Source organism: Lelliottia nimipressuralis, from assembly GCF_004402045.1.
Classification (GTDB): Bacteria; Pseudomonadota; Gammaproteobacteria; order Enterobacterales; family Enterobacteriaceae; genus Enterobacter; species Enterobacter chinensis.
This window is the reverse complement of record NZ_SOMG01000015.1, coordinates 143,787-163,575: the sequence shown is the minus strand read 5'-3', so window position 1 is coordinate 163,575 and position 19,789 is coordinate 143,787. Positions and strand designations below refer to the sequence as shown.

At 56.5% G+C, this 19,789-nt stretch carries 17 protein-coding genes and 2 tRNA genes; 13 read left to right on the top strand and 6 right to left on the bottom strand.

Features of this window, described 5'->3' with window-relative positions; genetic code table 11:
• Nucleotides 1-165: 165 nt before the first annotated feature.
• Together E3U32_RS09360 and E3U32_RS09355 are read right to left on the bottom strand one after the other, a co-directional pair.
• Nucleotides 166-894, bottom strand: a complete 729-nt coding sequence (locus tag E3U32_RS09360; protein ID WP_134348560.1) for a helix-turn-helix transcriptional regulator — start codon at nt 892-894, stop codon at nt 166-168.
• 24 nt (nt 895-918) lie between these two features.
• Nucleotides 919-1,617 carry an EAL domain-containing protein gene (locus E3U32_RS09355; protein ID WP_134348559.1) on the bottom strand — a complete coding sequence of 233 codons (699 nt, stop codon included), beginning with the start codon at nt 1,615-1,617 and terminating at the stop codon, nt 919-921.
• 279 nt (nt 1,618-1,896) lie between these two features.
• On the opposite strand from E3U32_RS09355, the gene E3U32_RS09350 reads away from it, so the two are divergent.
• The 9 genes from E3U32_RS09350 (at nt 1,897) to pheP (ending at nt 11,511) form a co-directional block, all read left to right on the top strand.
• Nucleotides 1,897-1,973: transfer RNA gene (locus tag E3U32_RS09350), tRNA-Arg, on the top strand.
• A 258-nt stretch (nt 1,974-2,231) separates the two neighbouring features.
• A tRNA-Thr gene (locus E3U32_RS09345) sits at nt 2,232-2,307 on the top strand.
• Nucleotides 2,308-2,386: 79 nt separating this feature from the next.
• Nucleotides 2,387-3,217 (top strand): CPBP family intramembrane glutamic endopeptidase, encoded by an 831-nt coding sequence (locus tag E3U32_RS09340; RefSeq protein WP_134348558.1) that lies wholly within the window; start codon nt 2,387-2,389, stop codon nt 3,215-3,217.
• A gap of 356 nt (nt 3,218-3,573) precedes the next feature.
• The gene (locus tag E3U32_RS09335; RefSeq protein WP_134348557.1) at nt 3,574-4,590 is read left to right on the top strand and encodes an iron ABC transporter substrate-binding protein; all 1,017 of its coding nucleotides are present in this window, start codon (nt 3,574-3,576) and stop codon (nt 4,588-4,590) included.
• 24 nt (nt 4,591-4,614) lie between these two features.
• The gene (locus tag E3U32_RS09330; RefSeq protein ID WP_166790922.1) at nt 4,615-6,189 is read left to right on the top strand and encodes an ABC transporter permease; all 1,575 of its coding nucleotides are present in this window, start codon (nt 4,615-4,617) and stop codon (nt 6,187-6,189) included.
• A gap of 1 nt (nt 6,190) precedes the next feature.
• The gene (locus tag E3U32_RS09325; protein WP_134348556.1) at nt 6,191-7,222 is read left to right on the top strand and encodes an ABC transporter ATP-binding protein; all 1,032 of its coding nucleotides are present in this window, start codon (nt 6,191-6,193) and stop codon (nt 7,220-7,222) included.
• Between the two features lie 149 nt (nt 7,223-7,371).
• Nucleotides 7,372-7,647: a DUF1471 family periplasmic protein YahO gene (gene yahO / locus E3U32_RS09320; protein WP_023310654.1), complete on the top strand. Its 276-nt coding sequence runs from the start codon at nt 7,372-7,374 to the stop codon at nt 7,645-7,647.
• Nucleotides 7,648-7,832: 185 nt separating this feature from the next.
• Entirely contained in the window at nt 7,833-10,019 is a 2,187-nt protein-coding gene (locus tag E3U32_RS09315; protein WP_134348555.1) for a TonB-dependent receptor, read from the top strand.
• A gap of 103 nt (nt 10,020-10,122) precedes the next feature.
• Complete coding sequence (pheP, locus tag E3U32_RS09310; protein WP_134348554.1) at nt 10,123-11,511, top strand: phenylalanine transporter; 1,389 nt, start codon at nt 10,123-10,125, stop codon at nt 11,509-11,511.
• Between the two features lie 146 nt (nt 11,512-11,657).
• Here pheP and E3U32_RS09305 read toward each other — a convergent pair whose 3' ends face one another.
• Together E3U32_RS09305 and E3U32_RS09300 are read right to left on the bottom strand one after the other, a co-directional pair.
• On the bottom strand, nt 11,658-11,957 hold the full coding sequence (locus tag E3U32_RS09305) for a helix-turn-helix domain-containing protein (protein WP_134348553.1): 300 nt from the start codon (nt 11,955-11,957) through the stop codon (nt 11,658-11,660).
• Nucleotides 11,945-12,307: a type II toxin-antitoxin system RelE/ParE family toxin gene (locus E3U32_RS09300; protein ID WP_134348552.1), complete on the bottom strand. Its 363-nt coding sequence runs from the start codon at nt 12,305-12,307 to the stop codon at nt 11,945-11,947. The genes E3U32_RS09305 and E3U32_RS09300 overlap by 13 nt, the downstream gene beginning before the upstream one ends.
• A 207-nt stretch (nt 12,308-12,514) precedes the next feature.
• On the opposite strand from E3U32_RS09300, the gene E3U32_RS09295 reads away from it, so the two are divergent.
• The 4 genes from E3U32_RS09295 (at nt 12,515) to E3U32_RS09280 (ending at nt 16,976) form a co-directional block, all read left to right on the top strand.
• Nucleotides 12,515-13,753, top strand: a complete 1,239-nt coding sequence (locus tag E3U32_RS09295; RefSeq protein ID WP_134348551.1) for an MFS transporter — start codon at nt 12,515-12,517, stop codon at nt 13,751-13,753.
• Nucleotides 13,754-13,768: 15 nt separating this feature from the next.
• The gene (locus E3U32_RS09290; RefSeq protein WP_134348550.1) at nt 13,769-14,794 is read left to right on the top strand and encodes a sugar phosphate isomerase/epimerase family protein; all 1,026 of its coding nucleotides are present in this window, start codon (nt 13,769-13,771) and stop codon (nt 14,792-14,794) included.
• Entirely contained in the window at nt 14,787-15,929 is a 1,143-nt protein-coding gene (locus E3U32_RS09285; RefSeq protein ID WP_134348549.1) for a Gfo/Idh/MocA family protein, read from the top strand. Before E3U32_RS09290 ends, E3U32_RS09285 begins: the two co-directional genes overlap by 8 nt.
• Nucleotides 15,930-16,004: 75 nt before the next feature.
• Nucleotides 16,005-16,976 (top strand): LacI family DNA-binding transcriptional regulator, encoded by a 972-nt coding sequence (locus E3U32_RS09280; RefSeq protein ID WP_134348548.1) that lies wholly within the window; start codon nt 16,005-16,007, stop codon nt 16,974-16,976.
• Here E3U32_RS09280 and E3U32_RS09275 read toward each other — a convergent pair whose 3' ends face one another.
• Together E3U32_RS09275 and E3U32_RS09270 are read right to left on the bottom strand one after the other, a co-directional pair.
• The gene (locus E3U32_RS09275) at nt 16,977-18,221 is read right to left on the bottom strand and encodes a mechanosensitive ion channel family protein (protein WP_134348547.1); all 1,245 of its coding nucleotides are present in this window, start codon (nt 18,219-18,221) and stop codon (nt 16,977-16,979) included.
• Nucleotides 18,222-18,286: 65 nt separating this feature from the next.
• Nucleotides 18,287-19,723 (bottom strand): MFS transporter, encoded by a 1,437-nt coding sequence (locus E3U32_RS09270; protein ID WP_134348546.1) that lies wholly within the window; start codon nt 19,721-19,723, stop codon nt 18,287-18,289.
• Nucleotides 19,724-19,789: the final 66 nt, after the last annotated feature.

Here is a 19,789-nt window from a genome sequence, read left to right as displayed (position 1 = left end):
TTAACGGATGGAGGAAAGTGCTGCCGTTCCGTCAATCTGTGGCATTTCACAAGGTTCGTGCCCATAAATTAGGAATAGTTGTAATTTCGTTTTTAATGTTAAAAAATAACATTTCTGTAACGCTACTGGTAAGTAAATTCCTAAACCGCTTTAGGAAATAAGGGGTTAGGACGTGAGTGAAAACGTGCAGTCCGAAAGGTTATTAAGAAGATGCAGCAATTCCTGGCGATGGCTTAGCCCGAGTTTTAGCAGGATGCAGCTGAGACGATAAATAATGCGGCTATAGGGACGATTCTGCATAAGGGCAATCTGACGCAATGTCCTGCCCCGTGAGAGCTCCTGCAGGATGGGCCATTCGTTGCGAGAGAACCAGTCTTTGTCGGAACCCTGTGGGGGGCTGGTATCCAGCAGGCTGTGCTGGAGAGCCACGGCGTTCAGCTGACGTTCGAGCACATGAAAGGGACCGGCCGCTTTGCAGAAGAGGCGGGTGTCGTAATTGTCGGCCCGAATTAACAGCCAGGGCGTAAGGAAAGGAGGAAACAGGCTATGCCTTCTCAACTGATCCAGTTTTTCCAGAAGCCCCGTGGACCGGCTCTCAATATCCACGATCAGACGGGCTGATGGCCACTGCGTCTGGGCGATAAGGGCATCGTCCAGCGTGGAGTAGTCGCAGCAGCTGCTCAGGGGAAACTGCCCGTTGAGAAAACCGGTGCGCAGGAAGTGATCCTCCGTCACCAGAATGATAAACGGAGCGTCTGTTTTGCGGGGCTGGCTGATGGACTGGCTCAAAAATTCGAGCCGGTCGAAAAAGGGGGGAGCAAAAGGTGAGCGCGTAAATCCCAGTGCATCACTTCCGGTACGCCGCCGCCGGTAACGGCGCACTGTCATTCGCATGGTCTCCCTCCTGGAAATGGCGTTTTAATCCTCCGGCCATGTCCAGGACGGCCAGTAATATCCCTGGCCGAGATCTGCGCCTGCCTGCAGTGCCCAGGTACGATCGCGTTCAGTCTCAATACCTTCGATAAGCACTTTCCCGGCAAGCTGAAAGCAAAGGGAAACCAGTTGCCTCAGCGCAGGGGTATCGCGTAAACGCCAGAATGCTTCCTTATCTATTTTGATGCCGCTTAACGGGAGTCGGCAGGCTAAAAACGACTGCGCTAAGACTTCATCCACGTCATCCAGCCAGATCGCGTGTCCCTGTTTTCTGAGCTGCTGCAGATTCTGAATGACGCGCTGCTTCTGCGCGACGGGCAGCGCCAAAAAGGACGCGAGATCGACAATCTCAATACTGAGCGGCGCGGCTGACAACCTGATAAACCGCTGAAAAGACGCAGGCTCTGTCAGGACGGTTATCGGCAGATTAATAAAAAGGTTATGACCGTGCGGCGTATTTTTTAACGCGGCAAGCTGCGCTTCAAGCAGCGTTATCGACCAGCCAGCAGACCGATCGCAAAAAAAATCCTCGCTGTGCCGCGTGTCTGACAGAACGCTAAGTACCTCCACACCCACCAGGCGCAAGGAGGCGAGGGCGACGATAGGCTCAAGCTTAATGCCGACGATGTCCTGAGAAATGTACTGCAACCGGGGGGGCGTATCGATCGGGTTTTGCGCTGTCACTCCATTGTCCTGTTGTCTGTCAGCCTCCAGGGGGCCGGGATACCAGGCTCTAGTGTGACGAGCTGACGTACAGGAAAACAGCAGGCGTTACTTAAATGCAACTAAGCCTTTTCGCAGCACGAAATTGTACGGGAGAAAAGCGGGGGGATGGAGAAAAAACAGCCATATTTACAATCAACTAGCCCTAATCAGGCCAGAAAACGGAAAAGGCATTGACTCACCTGCCATTGACCGTATAATTCTTCGCGTTTCACCGCCGCGAAGTTCACTCTTCTCAGTGCGCCCTTAGCTCAGTTGGATAGAGCAACGGCCTTCTAAGCCGTAGGTCGTAGGTTCGAATCCTACAGGGCGTGCCATTTAGTCTCAGCGCAATTCTTCCCCAGACCTACCAGCCACTACCGTTCCTTCACCCTGTGCCTGATTTTAACCGTCGGATTTGCATGGTTAATTCTGGATGTGTATCATCTTGCTCCCGGCTCTATAGCCTGTCGGTGAGAACCTTTGTTCCATCATCGACCGGTCAGCAAGGGCCACCATACCGCCACTAGCTCATCGGGAAGAGCGACAACCAGGATGTTGTAGTACGGGGTTCGAGGCTCCGGTGGCGGACCAACGCCGACTTAGCTCAGTAGGTAGAGCAACTGACTTGTAATCAGTAGGTCACCAGTTCGATTCCGGTAGTCGGCACCATATTTATGGCTTCCCCACGGGATGCCTCCGGCACGACATTCCTTTTCACTGTTGTTCATACCGGTCATGAAGGACATTTATGTGGTATCTACTCGCAGCATCGCTTGCCGCACTCTCCCTTAATAAAAGCCTGGCTTACCTGATGCTGGGGTTAACGGCATTTCTCGGCTGGAAACAGAGCATTCTTGACGCCCCGGCGCTGCTGGTTATTGCATCAATCGTTGTTGGCTGGTCTGTTGTTGAATGGCTCCGCAATAAAAATAATAAATATACTTATCTGGTCGAAGGCCTGTGCGTGGTCATCGCTGTTGCCCTGGTTTTGCATGCGATCCCGGGCTTCCACAGCCCCAAAGTGCTGGATGCTGTCGTTGCTGGTCCGCAAAGCATACCGTTCAGTATGTACTTTAATATGGACAAGGCAGTGGTGCCGTTCTTTTTAATTACGTGCATGCCAACGTTATTCGTAGCAAAACCCCTCTATAAAGCGGGCAAGGTCGGCTGGGGAATATTGGTTCTTGCGATACCCGCTCTGTTACTTCTTGCTGTTGCGTTGGGTGGGCTGAGAATTGAGCCGCATGCGCCAGAATGGTTCGCTCAATTTGCCCTTGCGAATATTTTCTTCGTCTCTTTGGCCGAGGAAGCCTTGTTCAGAGGCTACCTGCAGCAACGCTTGTCCCGGATTATTCATCCTGTTGTCGCGCTGTTGATTGCCTCAGTCATCTTTGGGCTGATGCATTATAGCGGCGGTTTACTACTGATTATTTTTGCCAGCCTCGCCGGTATTATTTACGGCCTGGCGTGGATGTGGAGCGGCAGGCTCTGGGTTGCAACGTTATTCCATTTTGGGCTGAACTGCGTGCATTTATTGTTCTTCACCTATCCGATGTATGCCCCCCACGCGGCTACGTGATGCGTTTTTTAATAGTAGCCTTATAATTTGGCTACTTCTGGATAAGCATAAAAAGCCCCGAAACATCGGGGCTTTTTTATATATGCCGGGCGCGTAAATAACAAATTTCACTTCGCGTCAGAATGAATAGAAGGCTAATGGATTTCATTGCGGGCAGGCTTAAGGCTTTCTTAATCTAAAAATTATCTCGGATTAAAATTTGGGTTTTTATCATTCTAAAACCAGCAATAAAGAAATTTTACACTTTTACGTCTAAACTCGATTGATACTAATTATCATTAGCGTTGTTGTATGATTTAATCCTCTCCCACAAAGCTATGAGTGGTTACTCCCGTTGGTCTATTAAGGATATGTTCATGAATTCTCGCCTGCTGTCCTGCTTCTCGCTTGCCTTGTTGTCTTCATCACTTTTCCTTTCTACACAATCGGTTGCTGCCGAAAACAACGAAGGTATCGTTGTCTATAACGCGCAGCATGAAAACCTGGTGAAGTCGTGGGTTGACGGTTTTACCAAAGAAACCGGCATCAAAGTGACTTTGCGTAACGGCGATGACAGCGAGCTGGGTAACCAGCTGGTTCAGGAAGGCAGCGCATCCCCGGCTGACGTATTCCTGACCGAGAACTCGCCGTCAATGGTGCTGGTGGATAATGCCAACCTGTTTGCGCCGCTGGAGGCAGACACCCTGAAGCAGGTACCGGCGGAATATCGTCCGGCGCACGGTCGCTGGATCGGCATCGCCGCCCGCAGCACGGTGTTTGTCTATAACCCGGAAAAACTGAGCGAACAGCAGCTGCCTAAATCGCTGATGGATCTGGCAAAACCCGAGTGGAAAGGCCGCTGGGCGGCATCACCGTCAGGCGCGGATTTCCAGGCCATCGTGAGCGCAATGCTGGCCCTGAAAGGCGAGCAGGCTACCCTGGAATGGCTCAAGGCGATGAAAGCCAATTTCGTTGCCTATAAAGGCAACAGCACCGTGATGAAAGCGGTCAATGCCGGCCAGATTGATGGCGGCGTGATCTATCACTATTACCGCTTTGTCGATCAGTCCAAAACGGGCGAAAACAGCAAAAACACCAAACTCTATTACTTCAAACACCAGGATCCGGGCGCGTTTGTTAGCCTCTCTGGTGGTGGTGTGCTGGCGTCCAGCAAACACAAAGCGCAGGCGCAGGCCTTCATCAAATACATTACCGGTAAAGAAGGTCAGGAAAGTCTGCGTACCAACAATGCCTTTGAATACGCCGTGGGCGTGAACGCGGCCTCAAACCCGAAACTGGTTCCGCTGAAAGATCTTGATGCACCGAAAGTTGAACCTTCAGCGCTCAACAGTAAAAAAGTTATCGAGCTGATGACGCAAGCCGGCCTGCTGTGATCCTGAGAGTGAAGTGAAGGTCTTATGTCTGGTCTGAGTCTCGACATCGGAAAAAACAGAGTGCAGGAGCCTGCCCGCAGGCGTCCTGCACTGCCGATGGTTGCGTTAGCTGTATTGTTTTCATTAATGGCGCTTCTGCCTTTGGGTTTTATCATTGCCATTGGCATTGAGACGGGCTGGGAAACCATTAAGGCGCTGGTGTTCCGCCCGCGTGTTGCTGAACTCCTCAGCAACACGCTGTGGCTGACGGCTTTAGCGGTACCGCTCTGTATCGTGACGGGTGTGGCGATCGCCTGGCTCACCGAGCGCACGCAGCTTGCCGGGCGGGGGATTTGGTCTGCGCTGGCGGTGGCCCCGCTGGCGATCCCGGCGTTTGTGCAAAGCTATGCCTGGGTGAGCGTTGTCCCGTCGATGCACGGGCTCTCCGCAGGCGTGTTCCTTTCCGTTCTTGCCTACTATCCGTTTATCTACATGCCGGTTGCGGCTGTGCTGCGCCGTCTTGACCCGACGCTCGAAGATGTTGCCGCGTCGCTCGGCACGCCGCCGTGGCGGGTCTTTTTCCGCGTGGTGCTGCCCCAGCTCAAGCTGGCTATCTGCGGCGGCGCGCTGCTGGTGGCGCTGCACCTGCTGGCGGAATATGGCCTGTACGTGATGATCCGCTTTGATACCTTCACCACGGCGATTTATGACCAGTTCCAGTCTACCTTCAGCGGCCCGGCAGCGAACATGCTGGCGGGCGTGCTGGCCTTGTGCTGCCTGGCTATTTTAGTGTTGGAAGGCGTGACGCGTGGAAAAGCACGCTACGCGCGCATTGGCGCCGGGGCCGCGCGCGAGCAGAAACGCAGGCCGTTGAAGCCTGCGGCCGCCGCGCTGGGTCAGCTGTTTTTCATCGTGCTGATCGTGCTGGCGCTGGGCGTGCCGTTAATTGTTCTGTGCCGCTGGATTTGGCTCGGCGGCGTACAAAACTGGATGAGCGCCGATCTCTGGCACTCGCTGCGCCAGACGCTGATGCTTGGCGTGGGCGGAGCCCTGCTGACTACGGCGTGCGTGATCCCCATCGCGTGGCTCGGTATTCGCTATCCGCACCGCATCTTCCGGATGCTGGAAGGGTGCATCTATATCACCAGCTCACTGCCGGGGATTGTCACGGCGCTCGCCCTGGTCACCGTCACCATTCATTACGCCCGTCCCATTTACCAGACGGAAATTACCTTGTTCCTTGCCTACCTGCTGATGTTTATGCCCCGTGCGCTCATCAACCTGCGGGCGGGGATTGCGCAGGCGCCGGTCGAGCTGGAAAACGTGGCGCGCAGCCTGGGCAGCACGCCAGCGAAGGCGCTCTGGAGCGTCACGATGCGGCTGGCCGCGCCGGGTGCGGCGGCGGGGGCAGCGCTGGTTTTCCTCGGCGTCAGCAACGAATTGACCGCCACGCTGTTGCTCTCTCCACTGGGCACGCGCACGCTCTCCACCGGATTCTGGGCGCTGACCAGTGAAATCGATTATGTGGCTGCCGCGCCTTACGCGATGCTGATGATCCTGATTTCCCTCCCGCTGACCGCCATTCTCTATATGCAGTCGAAGAAAATTGCAGGGCTATGACATGCTTGAATTAACCGCCATTTCTAAATCGTTTTCTGACGTGCAGGTGCTCGACAGCTTAAACCTGAGCGTTGCGCCGGGGAGCAGGACGGCCATTGTCGGGCCATCCGGGTCGGGTAAAACCACGCTGCTGCGTATTCTTGCCGGGTTTGAAACGCCAGACACCGGGCGCATTGTCATGCAGGGGAGAACGCTGTTCGATGAAAACAGTTTTGTTCCCGCCCACCTGCGCCGGATCGGTTTTGTGCCTCAGGAGGGCGCGCTGTTCCCGCACCTCAATGTGGCAGATAACATTGCCTGGGGGCTGGACGGTACCCGCCACGAGAAGCGCCAGCGCGTTGAGGCGCTGATGGAGATGGTCTCTCTGGACAAGCAGCTCGCGACGCACTGGCCCCATGAGATTTCCGGCGGACAGCAGCAGCGCGTGGCCCTTGCCCGCGCGCTGGCCCAGCGTCCTTCAGTGATGCTGCTGGATGAACCGTTCTCGGCGCTGGATACCGGCCTGCGGGCCATGACGCGTAAAGCCACGGCCGATCTGCTGGCTGAAGCGGGCGTGGCCTCGATTCTGGTCACCCACGATCAGAACGAAGCGTTGTCCTTTGCCACTCAGGTTGCCGTCATGCGTTCCGGACGCTTCACGCAGGTCGGGACGCCTTATGAGGTCTACACCCGTCCCGTTGACGAAGAGACGGCGCTGTTTCTTGGCGATGCGTTGATCCTGCCGGCAGAGCTCACCGCGGGCTACGCCGTGTGCGCGCTGGGCGAGGTGCCCACGGATAATGCCCATGCGACAGGACAGGGCAGAGTGATGCTGCGCCCGGAACAACTGAGCGTGACGGCATGTGCCTCGCATGAAAGCCCGATCTCCATTCTTGACGTGGACTTTACCGGCCAGCTGTCGACGCTCACCCTTGCGTTAGCCGGGGAGCAACAACCTGTTATTCTGAAAACCGTAAGCCAGCCAGGATGGAACCCCGGCACGGCGGTACGCATTGATATTGCTGGCTCCGCGCGCGTATTCCAATATTCTTAATATTCGTTAGTAATTTCATGCAACGGGTTGTTATAAAAGAATTTTCCCGAACGTATGGCATTTCCTCAGATTCTCTACCATGCTCATAAAACCTCACCATCCAGTGTGAGGTTTTTTGTAGTTGCTGATTAATCTCAAGGAAAAAGGTTATGAAAAAGACGACTGCTATTTTGTTGGGAACGGCGTTACTGTTTACGACCAATGCTTTTGCTGCACAGCTACTGACTAAAAGCGAGTTCAAGAAAGTTGCGTCTCAGTATAAAAAAATCGGTACGGTAAACACCTCGAATGAGGTATCGGTTGATGATGCAAAAAAAGAACTGATTGAGAAAGCCGATAAAAAAGGCGCGGATGTCCTGGTGCTCACTTCCGGGAACACCAACAATAAAATTCACGGTACGGCCAATATTTACAAGAAAAAATAACGTCATTGCGGCCACCCCATTATGGGGTGGTTGTTCTTCATCTTCTCTCGCCACGCTTCCCTCCCGTACGCGGTTATACTTGCTAACGCATAGATAATGCGTATAGTTCTCATTTGCATTGCAACCAATATATTCTAAGGCCCGATAACGGGCCATTTTTGCGCGCACTTTCGAATGAGTTAACGATGAACAACACCAAAATACACAAAACGCTGCTGGCGCTCGCCGTTGGCGCGGTGACACATTCCGCTTACGCGGCGGACGATAAAAAAGAAGACACCATTGTTGTGCAGTCTGCACCTGCCAGCGATTTTAAACCCGGCGGTAACCAGCCAGTGCCAGCCTTCCTTGACGGACAGGTCGCGAACGGCGGGCGTATGGGGATGCTCGGCCAGCAGAACGCCATGGATGTGCCGTTCAACATCATCAGCTACACCTCGAAGCTGGTGGAAGACCAGCAGGCGAAAACCATCGCTGACGTTGTCGCCAACGACGCGGGGGTACAGTTCGTTCAGGGCTACGGCAACAGCGCGGAAACTTACCGCATCCGCGGCCTGAAGTTCGACGGCGACGACATGACCTTTGGCGGGCTGTCCGGCGTTCTGCCGCGGCAGGTGGTGGATGCCCAGATGGTCGATCGCATTGAGATCTTCAAAGGGGCAAACGCCCTGATGAACGGCGCGGCGAGCTCCGGCGTGGGCGGGATGATCAACCTTGAGCCAAAACACGCGGGCGAGATCCCGCAGGCGAAAGTCGGGGTCGACTACACCTCGGATTCACAGATTGGTACCACTCTGGATGCGGGTCGTCGCTATGGCGACAGCGACCAGCTTGGCGCGCGGGTGAACCTGGTCCATCGCGAAGGGGAAACCGGTGTACCCAACGATCGCCGCCGCACCACGCTGCTTTCAACCGGCATCGATTACAAAGGCGACCGCTTGCGCACCTCGCTGGATCTGGGCTATCAGAAAAAGACCTTCCACGGCAGCCCGACCAGCGTCAATATTTCGGCGGTGGATTTCGTGCCCGAGCCGCCGAAAAACGATCGCAACATCTCGCAGAAGTGGGCCTACAGCAATATTGAGAACGAGTTTGGGATGTGGCGCAGCGAGTACGACATCAGCGACAGCTGGACGGTCTATACCGGCCTGGGTGCCCAGCACGCGCACGAGGAAGGCACCTACAGCGCACCGAAGCTGGTTGATAAAAGCGGTAAGGCGACGGTCAGCCGCCTCGACACCAACCGCATCAGCGACGCCGTCAGCGGTATGGCGGGTATTCGCGGTAACTTTACTACCGGCTTTGTGTCGCATAAGGTGAACGTCGGCTATTCAGCGATGACGAAAAACGAAAAAATCGCGTGGAAAATGTCGGCAGCGAAGGATAACCCGACGACCAACATCTACCACAACACCGGCGTCGATATGCCGGACAGTACCAACTTCAACGGCTCTGGTGGAAAGTACAGCGATCCGCTGACCAGCGGACGCACCCGAACCCAGGGCTGGCTGCTGAGCGATACGCTGGGCGTACTGGACGATAAGCTGTTGTTCACCGCCGGGGCGCGCCACCAGAAAGTGGTCATCCGCGGGTATAACAAAATCACCGGTGCGGAAAACGACGCGGACGGCTTCGACGGCAGCCGCTGGATGCCAACCTACGGCGTGGTCTACAAGCCGTGGGAGCAAATCTCCCTCTATGCTAACCATACCGAAGCGCTGCAGCCGGGTAAAAACGCACCTGACAGCGCCACTAACTACGGCCAGAGCACCGGTATCGTTCACTCTAAGCAGAATGAAGTGGGCGTGAAGGCCGACTTCGGTCGCGTAGGCGGCTCTCTGGCGCTGTTCGAAATCAAAATGCCTTCCGCTATTCTCGACAGCCAGACGAAGCATTACGGCCTGGACGCCGAGCAGCGCAACCGCGGCGTTGAGCTGAATGTGTTTGGCGAGCCGGTGCTGGGGATGCGTCTCAACGCCAGCGCCACCTGGCTACAGGCGGAGCTGACCAAAACCAATAACGGTCTCAACCAGGGTAATGACGCGATCGGTGTCCCGAACTTCTACGCCGTGCTGGGTGCGGAATATGACATTAAACCGATTGATGGCCTGACCGCGACCGCGCGCGTAAACCACTCCGGCACGCAGTATGCCGACCTCGCGAACAGCAAAAAGCTCGACAGCTACACCACGCTGGATCTGGGGATGCGCTATCGCTTCGCGGTGAACCACAATGCAAACCAGATGACGGTTCGCGCGGGCATCGACAACGTGACCAACGAAAACTACTGGGCCAGCGTGGACGATTCCGGCACCTACATCACTCAGGGTGAACCGCGGACCTTTAAGGTCTCGGTTGGCTACGAGTTCTAAGCGTTCCACCTCGTTATCCGGGGCAGGGATGCCCCAATCCCTTGCTACCTCCAGCATGAAGTGTTAAAACGTGCCCCTTCTAAAAAAGAGACAGGGGTAGGACGTGAAAGACGCGTCATCCGCTTCAGGCCATGGTAGCGCTGAAGCCTCGTCGGATCAGAATCCGACGCTGCAACGTGGTTTGCAAAATCGACATATTCAGTTAATTGCCCTTGGCGGCGCGATCGGTACCGGGCTGTTTCTCGGCATCGGCCCCGCTATTCAGATGGCTGGCCCGGCGGTTCTGCTGGGTTACGGTATCGCCGGGGTTATCGCCTTCCTGATCATGCGCCAGCTCGGCGAGATGGTTGTTGAAGAGCCGGTTTCAGGCTCCTTCGCGCACTTTGCTTATAAATACTGGGGTCCGTTTGCAGGCTTCCTCTCCGGCTGGAACTACTGGGTGATGTTCGTGCTGGTGGGGATGGCGGAGCTGACCGCCGCCGGCATCTATATGCAGTACTGGCTACCGGATGTCCCGACGTGGATCTGGGCGGCGGCCTTCTTCATCATTATTAACGCCATTAACCTCGTCAACGTGCGCCTGTACGGTGAAACCGAGTTCTGGTTTGCGCTGATTAAAGTGCTGGCGATTATCGGCATGATCGGCTTTGGTCTCTGGCTGCTGTTTTCCGGCCACGGCGGCGAGCGCGCCACGATCGACAACCTGTGGCAGCACGGCGGCTTCCTCGCCACCGGCTGGAAAGGGCTCATTCTCTCCCTGGCGGTGATCATGTTCTCCTTCGGTGGGCTGGAGCTGATTGGCATTACCGCCGCCGAAGCGCGCGACCCGCACAAGAGCATTCCAAAAGCGGTTAACCAGGTGGTGTACCGTATTCTGCTGTTCTACATCGGCTCGCTGGTGGTGCTGCTGGCGCTCTATCCGTGGGTGGAAGTGAAATCCGACAGCAGCCCGTTCGTGATGATTTTCCACGATCTGAACAGCAACGTGGTCGCTTCTGCACTGAACTTCGTTATCCTGGTCGCGTCACTGTCGGTCTACAATAGCGGCGTCTACTCCAACAGCCGTATGCTGTTTGGCCTCTCGGTGCAGGGCAACGCGCCGAAATTCCTCACCCGCGTCAGCCGTCGCGGCGTGCCGGTGAATTCCCTGCTGCTTTCTGGTGCCATTACGTCGCTGGTAGTGCTGATCAACTACCTGCTGCCGAAAGAGGCCTTTGGCCTGCTGATGGCGCTGGTTGTCGCTACGCTGCTGCTGAACTGGATCATGATCTGCCTGGCGCACCTGCGCTTTCGCGCCGCGATGCGCCGCAAGGGACGCGAAACGCAGTTCAAGGCGCTGCTCTATCCGGCGGGCAACTATATCTGTATCGCTTTCCTGGGGCTGATTCTGGTGCTGATGTGCACCATGGATGACATGCGTCTGTCGGCGATGCTGCTGCCGGTGTGGGTGGTGTTTCTGTTTATCGCGTTTAAGCTCTCACGCAAAAAGTAGCCCGTTTTTTTTCCCTTTCCCTGTGGGAGAGGGCATCCGCCTTCACGCCCGGTGGCGCTGCGCTTACCGGGCCTACATGTTCGGGGCCGTTATTATTTTGTAGGCCGGGTCAGGCGAAGCCGCCACCCGGCCTGGAACGTGCAATATCAAATCTGAAACGCTATCCGTTTCCCATTCGGTAACGTCACATCAATACTCAGTTCACCGCCGAGGGCACTGACATAGCGTTTGAGTGTTGAAAGCCGGGGATCGTTACCCGGCTGTTCGATTTTCGCTACAGTGGGTTGTTTTACCCCCATCGCGGCGGCCAGTTCCGTTTGCGAGACATTCAGTTCATCCCGCAGTTGATTCAGGGCAACAATTCGGCGCATCTCTTCGACTTTCGTCGCAATGCGTTCCTGACTCTCCGTACTCTGTTGTGCCATAAGTTCTTTTAGCGTTGCCATATGGCCTCCATAGTCGCCAGATGTTTGCTGAACTCAGCGTCAGCTAGCTTAATCATCTCTTTATAGAATCGCTTCTCAATGCACCCAGTCTTGTCTCCGGCACAGAGCACAATAGCTTTGCGACTCGGGTCGAAAGCAAAGAAGGCCCTGAATGGATCTCCGGTATGCTGAATTCGTAACTCTTTCATGTTCGGATAGGCCGAAGCCTTTACGGTATCCACATAGGGACGTCCAAGCTGGGGGCCAAACTCAGCGAGAATATGCATTGCTGCAAGCACGTCTTCCTTTAATGCGAGTGATTGATCATAAAACCATTCATCAAATCTGTCCGTTGTTTCGATGTCCCACATCGTTTCTCCTTATCACTTCCTCGCCATATTATTTTATAGCCAATAGGCTATAAAACCAATCAAATCATTTTCAGATGCTGATTAAAAAATCTATATCGTGACTCCCCTCCCAAATCTGTTTTGATCCACAGGATCTTTAATTTGTAATCGATTACTTTTTATTTGAACTATTTTGTAATCGATTACTTTTTCTGGGTGAGGCTCATCATGGTGTCAACAACTGAAAGTAGTGGAAAGGCGATAGCACAGCACCGGCTGCTGGTTCCGCGGCTGTCGTTAATGATGTTTTTGCAGTTTTTTATCTGGGGTAGCTGGTCGGTTACGCTTGGCCTGGTGATGACCCAGCACAACATGTCTTTGCTGATTGGCGATGCGTTCTCCGCCGGGCCAATCGCCTCTATTCTCTCGCCGTTTGTGCTCGGCATGCTGGTGGATCGCTTCTTTGCCTCACAGAAGGTGATGGCGGTGATGCATCTCGCGGGTGCGGCGATTTTGTGGTTCGTTCCGGGCGCGCTCGTTGCTGAAAACGGCGCGCTGCTGATCGGCCTGCTGTTTGGCTACACGCTCTGCTACATGCCGACGCTGGCGTTGACCAACAACATCGCGTTTCACAGCCTGGCGAACGTGGATAAAACCTTCCCGGTGGTGCGCGTGTTCGGCACCATCGGCTGGATCGTCGCGGGCATTTTCATCGGCGTGACCGGCGTGGCGTCCAGCGTGACCATCTTTCAGGTGGCGGCGGCCAGTTCCGTACTGCTGGCGCTTTACAGCCTGACGCTGCCGCACACGCCAGCCCCCGCTAAAGGGCTGCCGGTTAAGGTGCGCGACCTCTTCTGCGCGGATGCCTTTGCGCTGCTCAAAACCCGTCACTTCTTCGTCTTCTCCGTCTGCGCGATGCTGATTTCCGTGCCGCTCGGCACCTACTACGCCTATACCGCGTCTTATCTGGCAGACGCAGGGGTTGCAGACGTCAGCACCGCGATGTCGTTCGGGCAGATGTCGGAGATCGTCTTCATGCTGGTGATCCCGCTGCTGTTCCGCCGTCTGGGCGTGAAATATATGCTGCTGATCGGCATGCTGGCGTGGTTTGTGCGTTACGCCATGTTCGCGCTGGGCGTGAGCGAAGAGGGGCGCTTCCTGCTCTATATCGGCATCCTGCTCCACGGCGTGTGCTATGACTTCTTCTTTGTAGTGGGTTTTATCTATACCGACCGCGTGGCTGGCGAGAAGGTGAAAGGCCAGGCGCAGAGCATGATTGTGATGTTCACCTACGGCATCGGGATGCTGCTCGGCTCGCAGATTTCCGGCGCGCTCTACAACCGCCTGGTGGCGGGTCAGACCGTGCCGCAGGCGTGGGTGACATTCTGGTGGATCCCGGCGGTGGCCGCCGCGGCGATCGCGCTGATTTTCCTTCTCACGTTCAGGTATGACGATGACAAGGCGTAACGTTCAGGAGGTGGTATGAGGACGATGAAAGGACCTGGTATTTTTCTGTCGCAGTTTATTGGCGAAAAGGCACCGTTTAACTCGCTCGACGGGCTGGCTGGGTGGGCGGCAGGTAAAGGCTATAAAGCGGTGCAGATCCCCTGCAACCATCCGCACATTTTTGATGTAAAGAAAGCCGCAGAGAGCCAGACCTACTGCGATGACATTACCGGCAAGCTGGCAGCTCACGGGCTTGTCATCAGCGAGCTGTCGACCCATCTGGAAGGGCAGCTTGTGGCGGTAAACCCGGCTTACAGCGACGCGTTTGACCATTTCGCGCCCGCGTCAGTGCGCGGTAACGATGCGGCCCGCCGGGCGTGGGCCACGGAGAAACTGAAGCAGGCGGCGGTTGCCTCCGCCAGATTGGGTCTGAAAGCGCACGCAACGTTCTCCGGCTCGCTGGCCTGGCCGTTTTTCTACCCGTGGCCACCGCATAACGAGCAGCGTTTCCAGGACGCGTTCGGGGAGCTGGCAGCCCGCTGGCGGCCGATTCTGGATACCTTCGATGAACAGGGCGTAGACGTCTGTTTTGAGCTGCATCCGGGAGAAGATCTGCACGATGGGGTGACGTTTGAGCGTTTTCTGGCGCTGGTGGATAACCACCCGCGCTGCAACATTCTCTACGACCCGAGCCATATGCTGCTGCAGCAGATGGACTACCTGGCCTTTATCGACATCTATCACGCGCGCATCAAAGCATTCCACGTGAAGGATGCCGAATACCGCGCCAGCGGACGCAGCGGCGTGTATGGCGGCTATCAGCCGTGGATCAACCGTGCCGGTCGCTTCCGCTCGCTGGGCGACGGGCAAATCGACTTCAAAGGTATCTTCAGCAAGCTGACCCAGTACGACTATGACGGCTGGGCGGTACTGGAGTGGGAGTGCTGCCTGAAGGACGGTGATACCGGCGCGAGTGAGGGCAGCGCGTTTATCCGTCGCCACATTATCCCGGTCTCCGGACGCGCGTTTGACGATTTCGCGGCAGGAGGCAGCCATGATTAACGTCGGCATTATCGGCAGCGGGTTTATCGGCCCGGCGCATATCGAGGCGCTCAGGCGCCTGGGTTTTGTCCAGGTCGTCGCGCTGTGCGACAGCACGCTGGCGCAGGCGCAGGAAAAAGCGCGTCGGCTGAACATACCGCACGCCTACGGCAGCGTGGAGGCTTTACTCGCCCATCCCGATCTGCACGTGGTGCACAACTGCACGCCGAACAACCTGCACGCGGAGATTAACCGCCAGATCCTGCGCGCGGGAAAGCACGTCTTTTCCGAGAAGCCGCTGTGCATGACCCCGGACGAGGCACGAGAGCTGGTGGCGCTGGCCGAGCAGGCGGGCGTGGTGCACGGCGTCAGCTTTGTTTATCGCCAGTTCGCGATGGTGCGCCAGGCGGCAAGCATGATGCGCGCGGGCAGCATCGGGCGGCTGTTTGCCGCGCACGGCAGCTACCTGCAGGACTGGATGCTGTTGGAAACCGACTACAACTGGCGGGTGGATGCGGCGCTCGGCGGCGCATCGCGCGCGGTGGCGGATATCGGTTCCCACTGGTGCGACACGGTGCAGTTTGTCACCGGGCGGCGCATCACCGAGGTGATGGCCGATCTCGCTATCGTCTGGCCGACGCGCAAGGCTAACGTGGCCGGAAATCAGACCTTCGTGCACGACGAGCACGCACGCTATGAGGACAAACCGGTCACCACCGAAGACTTCGGCTCGGTGCTGTTCCGCTTTGACGACGGCAGCAAAGGCAGCTTTAGCGTCTCGCAGGTGAGCGCCGGGCGCAAAAACCGCCTGATGTTTGAGATCAACGGCAGCGAGCGGTCGGTGGCGTGGGATCAGGAGAACCCGCAGCAGCTGTGGATTGGCCATCGCGCGCAGGCAAACCAGACGCTCACCGACGACCCGAGCCTGATGAACCCTGACGCGGCCGACAGCGCCCATTTCCCCGGCGGGCATATTGAAGGCTGGCCGGATGCCTTTAAAAATATGATGGCGCAGTTCTACCGCGCCGTGCAGGCGGGCGCAATGCCGGATCGGCCTGCGTTTGCCACCTTCCATGATGGCGCAAACGTGATGTATATCATTGATGCAATAGTAGAAAGCCATCAGCAACAGCGCTGGGTTCGCGTGGCGCAATGACGCGTTGCCCGGTTCGCCGGGCAGCGAATTTATGGTAGCCTGCACAAAACGCTAACCGCAGGATGTGTCGTCGCTATGTCAATTCAGAAAATCGCCCAGCTGGCCGGGGTCTCCGTGGCGACGGTTTCCCGCGTGCTCAACAACAGCGATACCGTGAAAGCAAAAAACCGCGATCGCGTCCTGCAGGCGATTAAAGAGAGTAACTACCAGCCTAATCTGCTGGCGCGCCAGCTGCGCACGGCCCGGAGCTATATGATCCTGGTGATGGTCTCGAACATTGCTAACCCGTTCTGTGCCGAGGTGGTGAAAGGCATCGAAGAAGAGGCCGAGAAGAACGGCTACCGCATTCTGCTGTGCAACTCTGGCTCTGACATCGAACGCTCCCGCTCGGGCTTAAGCCTGCTGTCGGGCAAAATCGTCGACGGCATTATTACCATGGACGCCTTCTCGAAGCTGCCGGAACTGGCCGCGCTGATAGGTTCTGCCCCCTGGGTGCAGTGCGCCGAATACGCCGATGCCGGGACGGTTTCCTGCGTGGGGATTAACGACGTCGATGCGTCGCAGCATGCCGTCAGCCAGCTTGCTGAAGGTGGCCGCCAGCGCATCGCCATGATCAACCACGATCTCAGCTATAAATACGCCCGGCTGCGCGAGCGCGGCTACAAGAGCGTGATCCACCTTAAAGACCTGGAGTATCAGGCGGTGGAGTACGCGAGCGATCTCAGCTCCCGCGCCGGAATGGCCGCCATGCAAAATCTGCTGAAGGAAAACCCGCCGGACGCGGTATTTGCCGTTTCCGACACGCTGGCGGCAGGGGCCTTGCGCGCTATTCAGCAGGCGGGGCTGCGCGTGCCGGAGGATATCGCGGTTGTCGGTTTTGACGGCACCGAGCTGGCGGACATGATTTCGCTGACCACCATTGAGCAGCCGTCGCGGGATATCGGGCGCAAGGCGGTCGATCTGCTGATGAACAAAATCGACAACCCGGATGCGCCCACGGAAAGGGTGATGCTGGACTGGCGCTTTATTTCCCGCGCCAGTGCCTGATTATTTCGCCATCACGCCCGTCAGGGAGCGAATATCGTTCCCGGTCGGCGACTGGTGAATACGCAGACCAAATTCATCCACTACCGCAAAAATATGGTCGAAGATGTCGGCCTGAATTTCCTCATATTCCGCCCAGACCACCGTATTGGTGAAAGCATATATTTCAATCGGTAAACCTTTTGCGTCAGGCGCTAGCTGGCGCACCATCAGCGTCATATCTTTACGAATACGCGGATGGTTACGCAGATATTCATTCAGGTAGGCGCGGAAGGTGCCAATATTGGTCATCTTGCGCAGGTTTAATACCGATTCGCCTTCGCCGTTCTGCTGATTCCACAGGTTAATTTCTTCATGTCTCGCGGCAAGATAGGGTTTCAGCAGCTTCGCCTGAATCAGCTTCTGCTGCTCCTGCTCGTCGAGAAAATGAATGCTGGTGGTATCAATATTCAGGCTGCGCTTAATGCGTCGCCCGCCGGAGGCAGACATGCCGCTCCAGTTGATAAAGGCGTCAGAGACCAGCGCCCACGTCGGAATGGTGGTGATGGTATTATCGAAGTTGCGCACCTTAACGGTGGTCAGGCCGATGTCCGTCACCGTGCCGTTAGCGCCGTATTTTGGCATCTCCAGCCAGTCGCCGAGCTTGAGCATATCGTTAGCGGAGAGCTGAATACCGGCGACTAGCCCCAGTATCGGGTCTTTAAAGACCAGCATTAACACCGCCGCCATGGCGCCCAGGCCGCTTATCAGAATCGCCGGAGACTGGCCGATCAGCAGGGAGATAATCAAAATCCCCACCAGAATGGCGCTCACCAGCTTGATACCCTGGAAGATCCCTTTCAGCGGCAGCTGAGACGCGGTAGCCATTTTCTGCGACAGATTGAAAATCACGTCCAGCAGCGAGAAGAAGGAGAGCAGGGCATACACCATCACCCACAGCTTCGCGCAGGTGGTGAGAATTTCCGCCGCATCGCTGCCTTTTTGCAGCCACAGCACCGCCTGAACGTTAACGATTATCCCCTGCAGGGTAAAGGCAACGCGATGAAATAACTTGTTCTGCGTGATGATCTGCAGCCATAAATGGCTGCTGGCCTGCGCGCGCTTCTCGAAGGCCCGCAGCACCAGCTTGTGCAGAATAAAATGAACGATGATGGCGGTAAGAAAAATAATACCAAAGATAATCACTAAAGAGGTGGTGTGATTAATTTCAATCCCTAACTCTTCAACCTGAGCAATTAATTCCTGCATAACGTCTCCTGTATTGATGCAGCCCCATAATGGCGGCTGCGGATCTATTATGCAAATTCACGGGCTTATTTGGCGGCCTGACAGACCTTCACTACCGGCAGGCTCAGGCGATGGCGCATGCGCAGCGTCGCCAGGGCCAGCACCACCATCATGGCCGTTTCCACCATCAGGAAGGTGTTAACCGCCTGGGTGTAATCCCCGTGATGGTGCTGCAGCGCGTGCAGCAAGATTGCGCCAAAGATGGCCGGGCCAAGCCCCAGAGCGGCCTGTTGTAGCGTGCTCAAAATAGCGCTCGCTGCGCCCGCGTCGTCAGGCTGAATATCGCGCATCCCGATGCGGTAGAAGCTGTTCACGATCAGCGCCTGCCCGTAGCCCACCAGCCCGGTCGCGGGTGCCAGCGTCAGCGAGGTGTTGTTCATGCCCCACAGCCGGAACGTCGCCATCAGCGCCAGCAGGCCGGCAATCTGGATCGCCAGACCCGTCAGCAGAATGGTGCTGGTGCTGTAGCGGGCAATCAGCCGAGGGGCAAACCACGCCGAGATAAAGTAGGTCACCCCAAGGGCAATAAAGCTGTTACCGGACTGCCACGGCGCCATGCCAAGGCCGGTCTGCATGGTGAGCGCCATACAGAACATAAACCCGGACCAGACGCTGAAAAAGAGCATCGCAATCAGTACGCCAAAGCGCACGCTGCGAAGCGAAAGCAGGCGCGGTGGGATCAGCGGGTGGGCATTCGCACGCTCTTTTTTACGCGCATTCAGCGCCATCATCCAGGCCAGCGGGATAAGGGCGAGAAGCATCGCCTTCAGCGGCCAGGACCAGTGCCACTGTGGGCCAAGCGCCATCGGGAACAGCAGGCAGCAAAGCATGATGGCCAGCATCACGGTGCCAGCCCAGTCGATGCGGGACGGCGTCTCACGACGGGTTTCCGGTACGAAACGGCGGCTCAGCGCCAGTACCACCAGGCAAATCGGAACGTTGATAAAAAAGGCGTTACGCCAGCCCAGCCCGGCGATATCCGCCGACACCAGCCAGCCGCCGCCCATCTGGCCGACGATAAACGCAATCCCGCCGATGCCGCCAAACAGGCTGATGGCTTTGGCGTGAGCGGTACCTTTCAGCGTCACGTGCAGCGTGGCAAGAATTTGCGGCATGATTAGCGCCGCGCCAGCGCCCTGAACGATACGCGCGGCCAGCAGTTGTTCAATGTTCCCCGCCATGCCGCAAAGCAGCGAGGTCAGGCCAAAGATCCCCACGCCCCACATAAACAGACGACGACGGCCAAAATTATCCCCAAGCTTGCTGCCGAGGGCGAGGCAGACGGCGAAGGCCACGCCGTAGAGGGCGACGATCAGCTCCAGCTCGGTGGCGGTGGCGTGCAGTGAATGGGTGATAGCGTCCAGCGCCACGTTGGTGATTGAGGTATCAATCATCGGCAGCATCTGTCCGGTTAACAGCAATATCAGGCCAGCACGACCCGGTGAAACAACTGACGTATTCATGGTAACTCCATTGCGTCATTCAACAGATGGTCGTAGCATCAACCATCTGATAAACGGGTACCAGTT

Coding starts and splice junctions, on each gene's coding strand:
- E3U32_RS09360 (WP_134348560.1), bottom strand. CDS start 894: ATGCGAATGACAGTGCGCCGTTACCGGCGGCGGCGTACCGGAAGTGAT.
- E3U32_RS09340 (WP_134348558.1), top strand. CDS start 2,387: ATGTGGTATCTACTCGCAGCATCGCTTGCCGCACTCTCCCTTAATAAA.
- E3U32_RS09335 (WP_134348557.1), top strand. CDS start 3,574: ATGAATTCTCGCCTGCTGTCCTGCTTCTCGCTTGCCTTGTTGTCTTCA.
- E3U32_RS09330 (WP_166790922.1), top strand. CDS start 4,615: ATGTCTGGTCTGAGTCTCGACATCGGAAAAAACAGAGTGCAGGAGCCT.
- E3U32_RS09325 (WP_134348556.1), top strand. CDS start 6,191: ATGCTTGAATTAACCGCCATTTCTAAATCGTTTTCTGACGTGCAGGTG.
- yahO (WP_023310654.1), top strand. CDS start 7,372: ATGAAAAAGACGACTGCTATTTTGTTGGGAACGGCGTTACTGTTTACG.
- E3U32_RS09315 (WP_134348555.1), top strand. CDS start 7,833: ATGAACAACACCAAAATACACAAAACGCTGCTGGCGCTCGCCGTTGGC.
- E3U32_RS09305 (WP_134348553.1), bottom strand. CDS start 11,957: ATGGCAACGCTAAAAGAACTTATGGCACAACAGAGTACGGAGAGTCAG.
- E3U32_RS09300 (WP_134348552.1), bottom strand. CDS start 12,307: ATGTGGGACATCGAAACAACGGACAGATTTGATGAATGGTTTTATGAT.
- E3U32_RS09295 (WP_134348551.1), top strand. CDS start 12,515: ATGGTGTCAACAACTGAAAGTAGTGGAAAGGCGATAGCACAGCACCGG.
- E3U32_RS09290 (WP_134348550.1), top strand. CDS start 13,769: ATGAGGACGATGAAAGGACCTGGTATTTTTCTGTCGCAGTTTATTGGC.
- E3U32_RS09285 (WP_134348549.1), top strand. CDS start 14,787: ATGATTAACGTCGGCATTATCGGCAGCGGGTTTATCGGCCCGGCGCAT.
- E3U32_RS09280 (WP_134348548.1), top strand. CDS start 16,005: ATGTCAATTCAGAAAATCGCCCAGCTGGCCGGGGTCTCCGTGGCGACG.
- E3U32_RS09275 (WP_134348547.1), bottom strand. CDS start 18,221: ATGCAGGAATTAATTGCTCAGGTTGAAGAGTTAGGGATTGAAATTAAT.
- E3U32_RS09270 (WP_134348546.1), bottom strand. CDS start 19,723: ATGAATACGTCAGTTGTTTCACCGGGTCGTGCTGGCCTGATATTGCTG.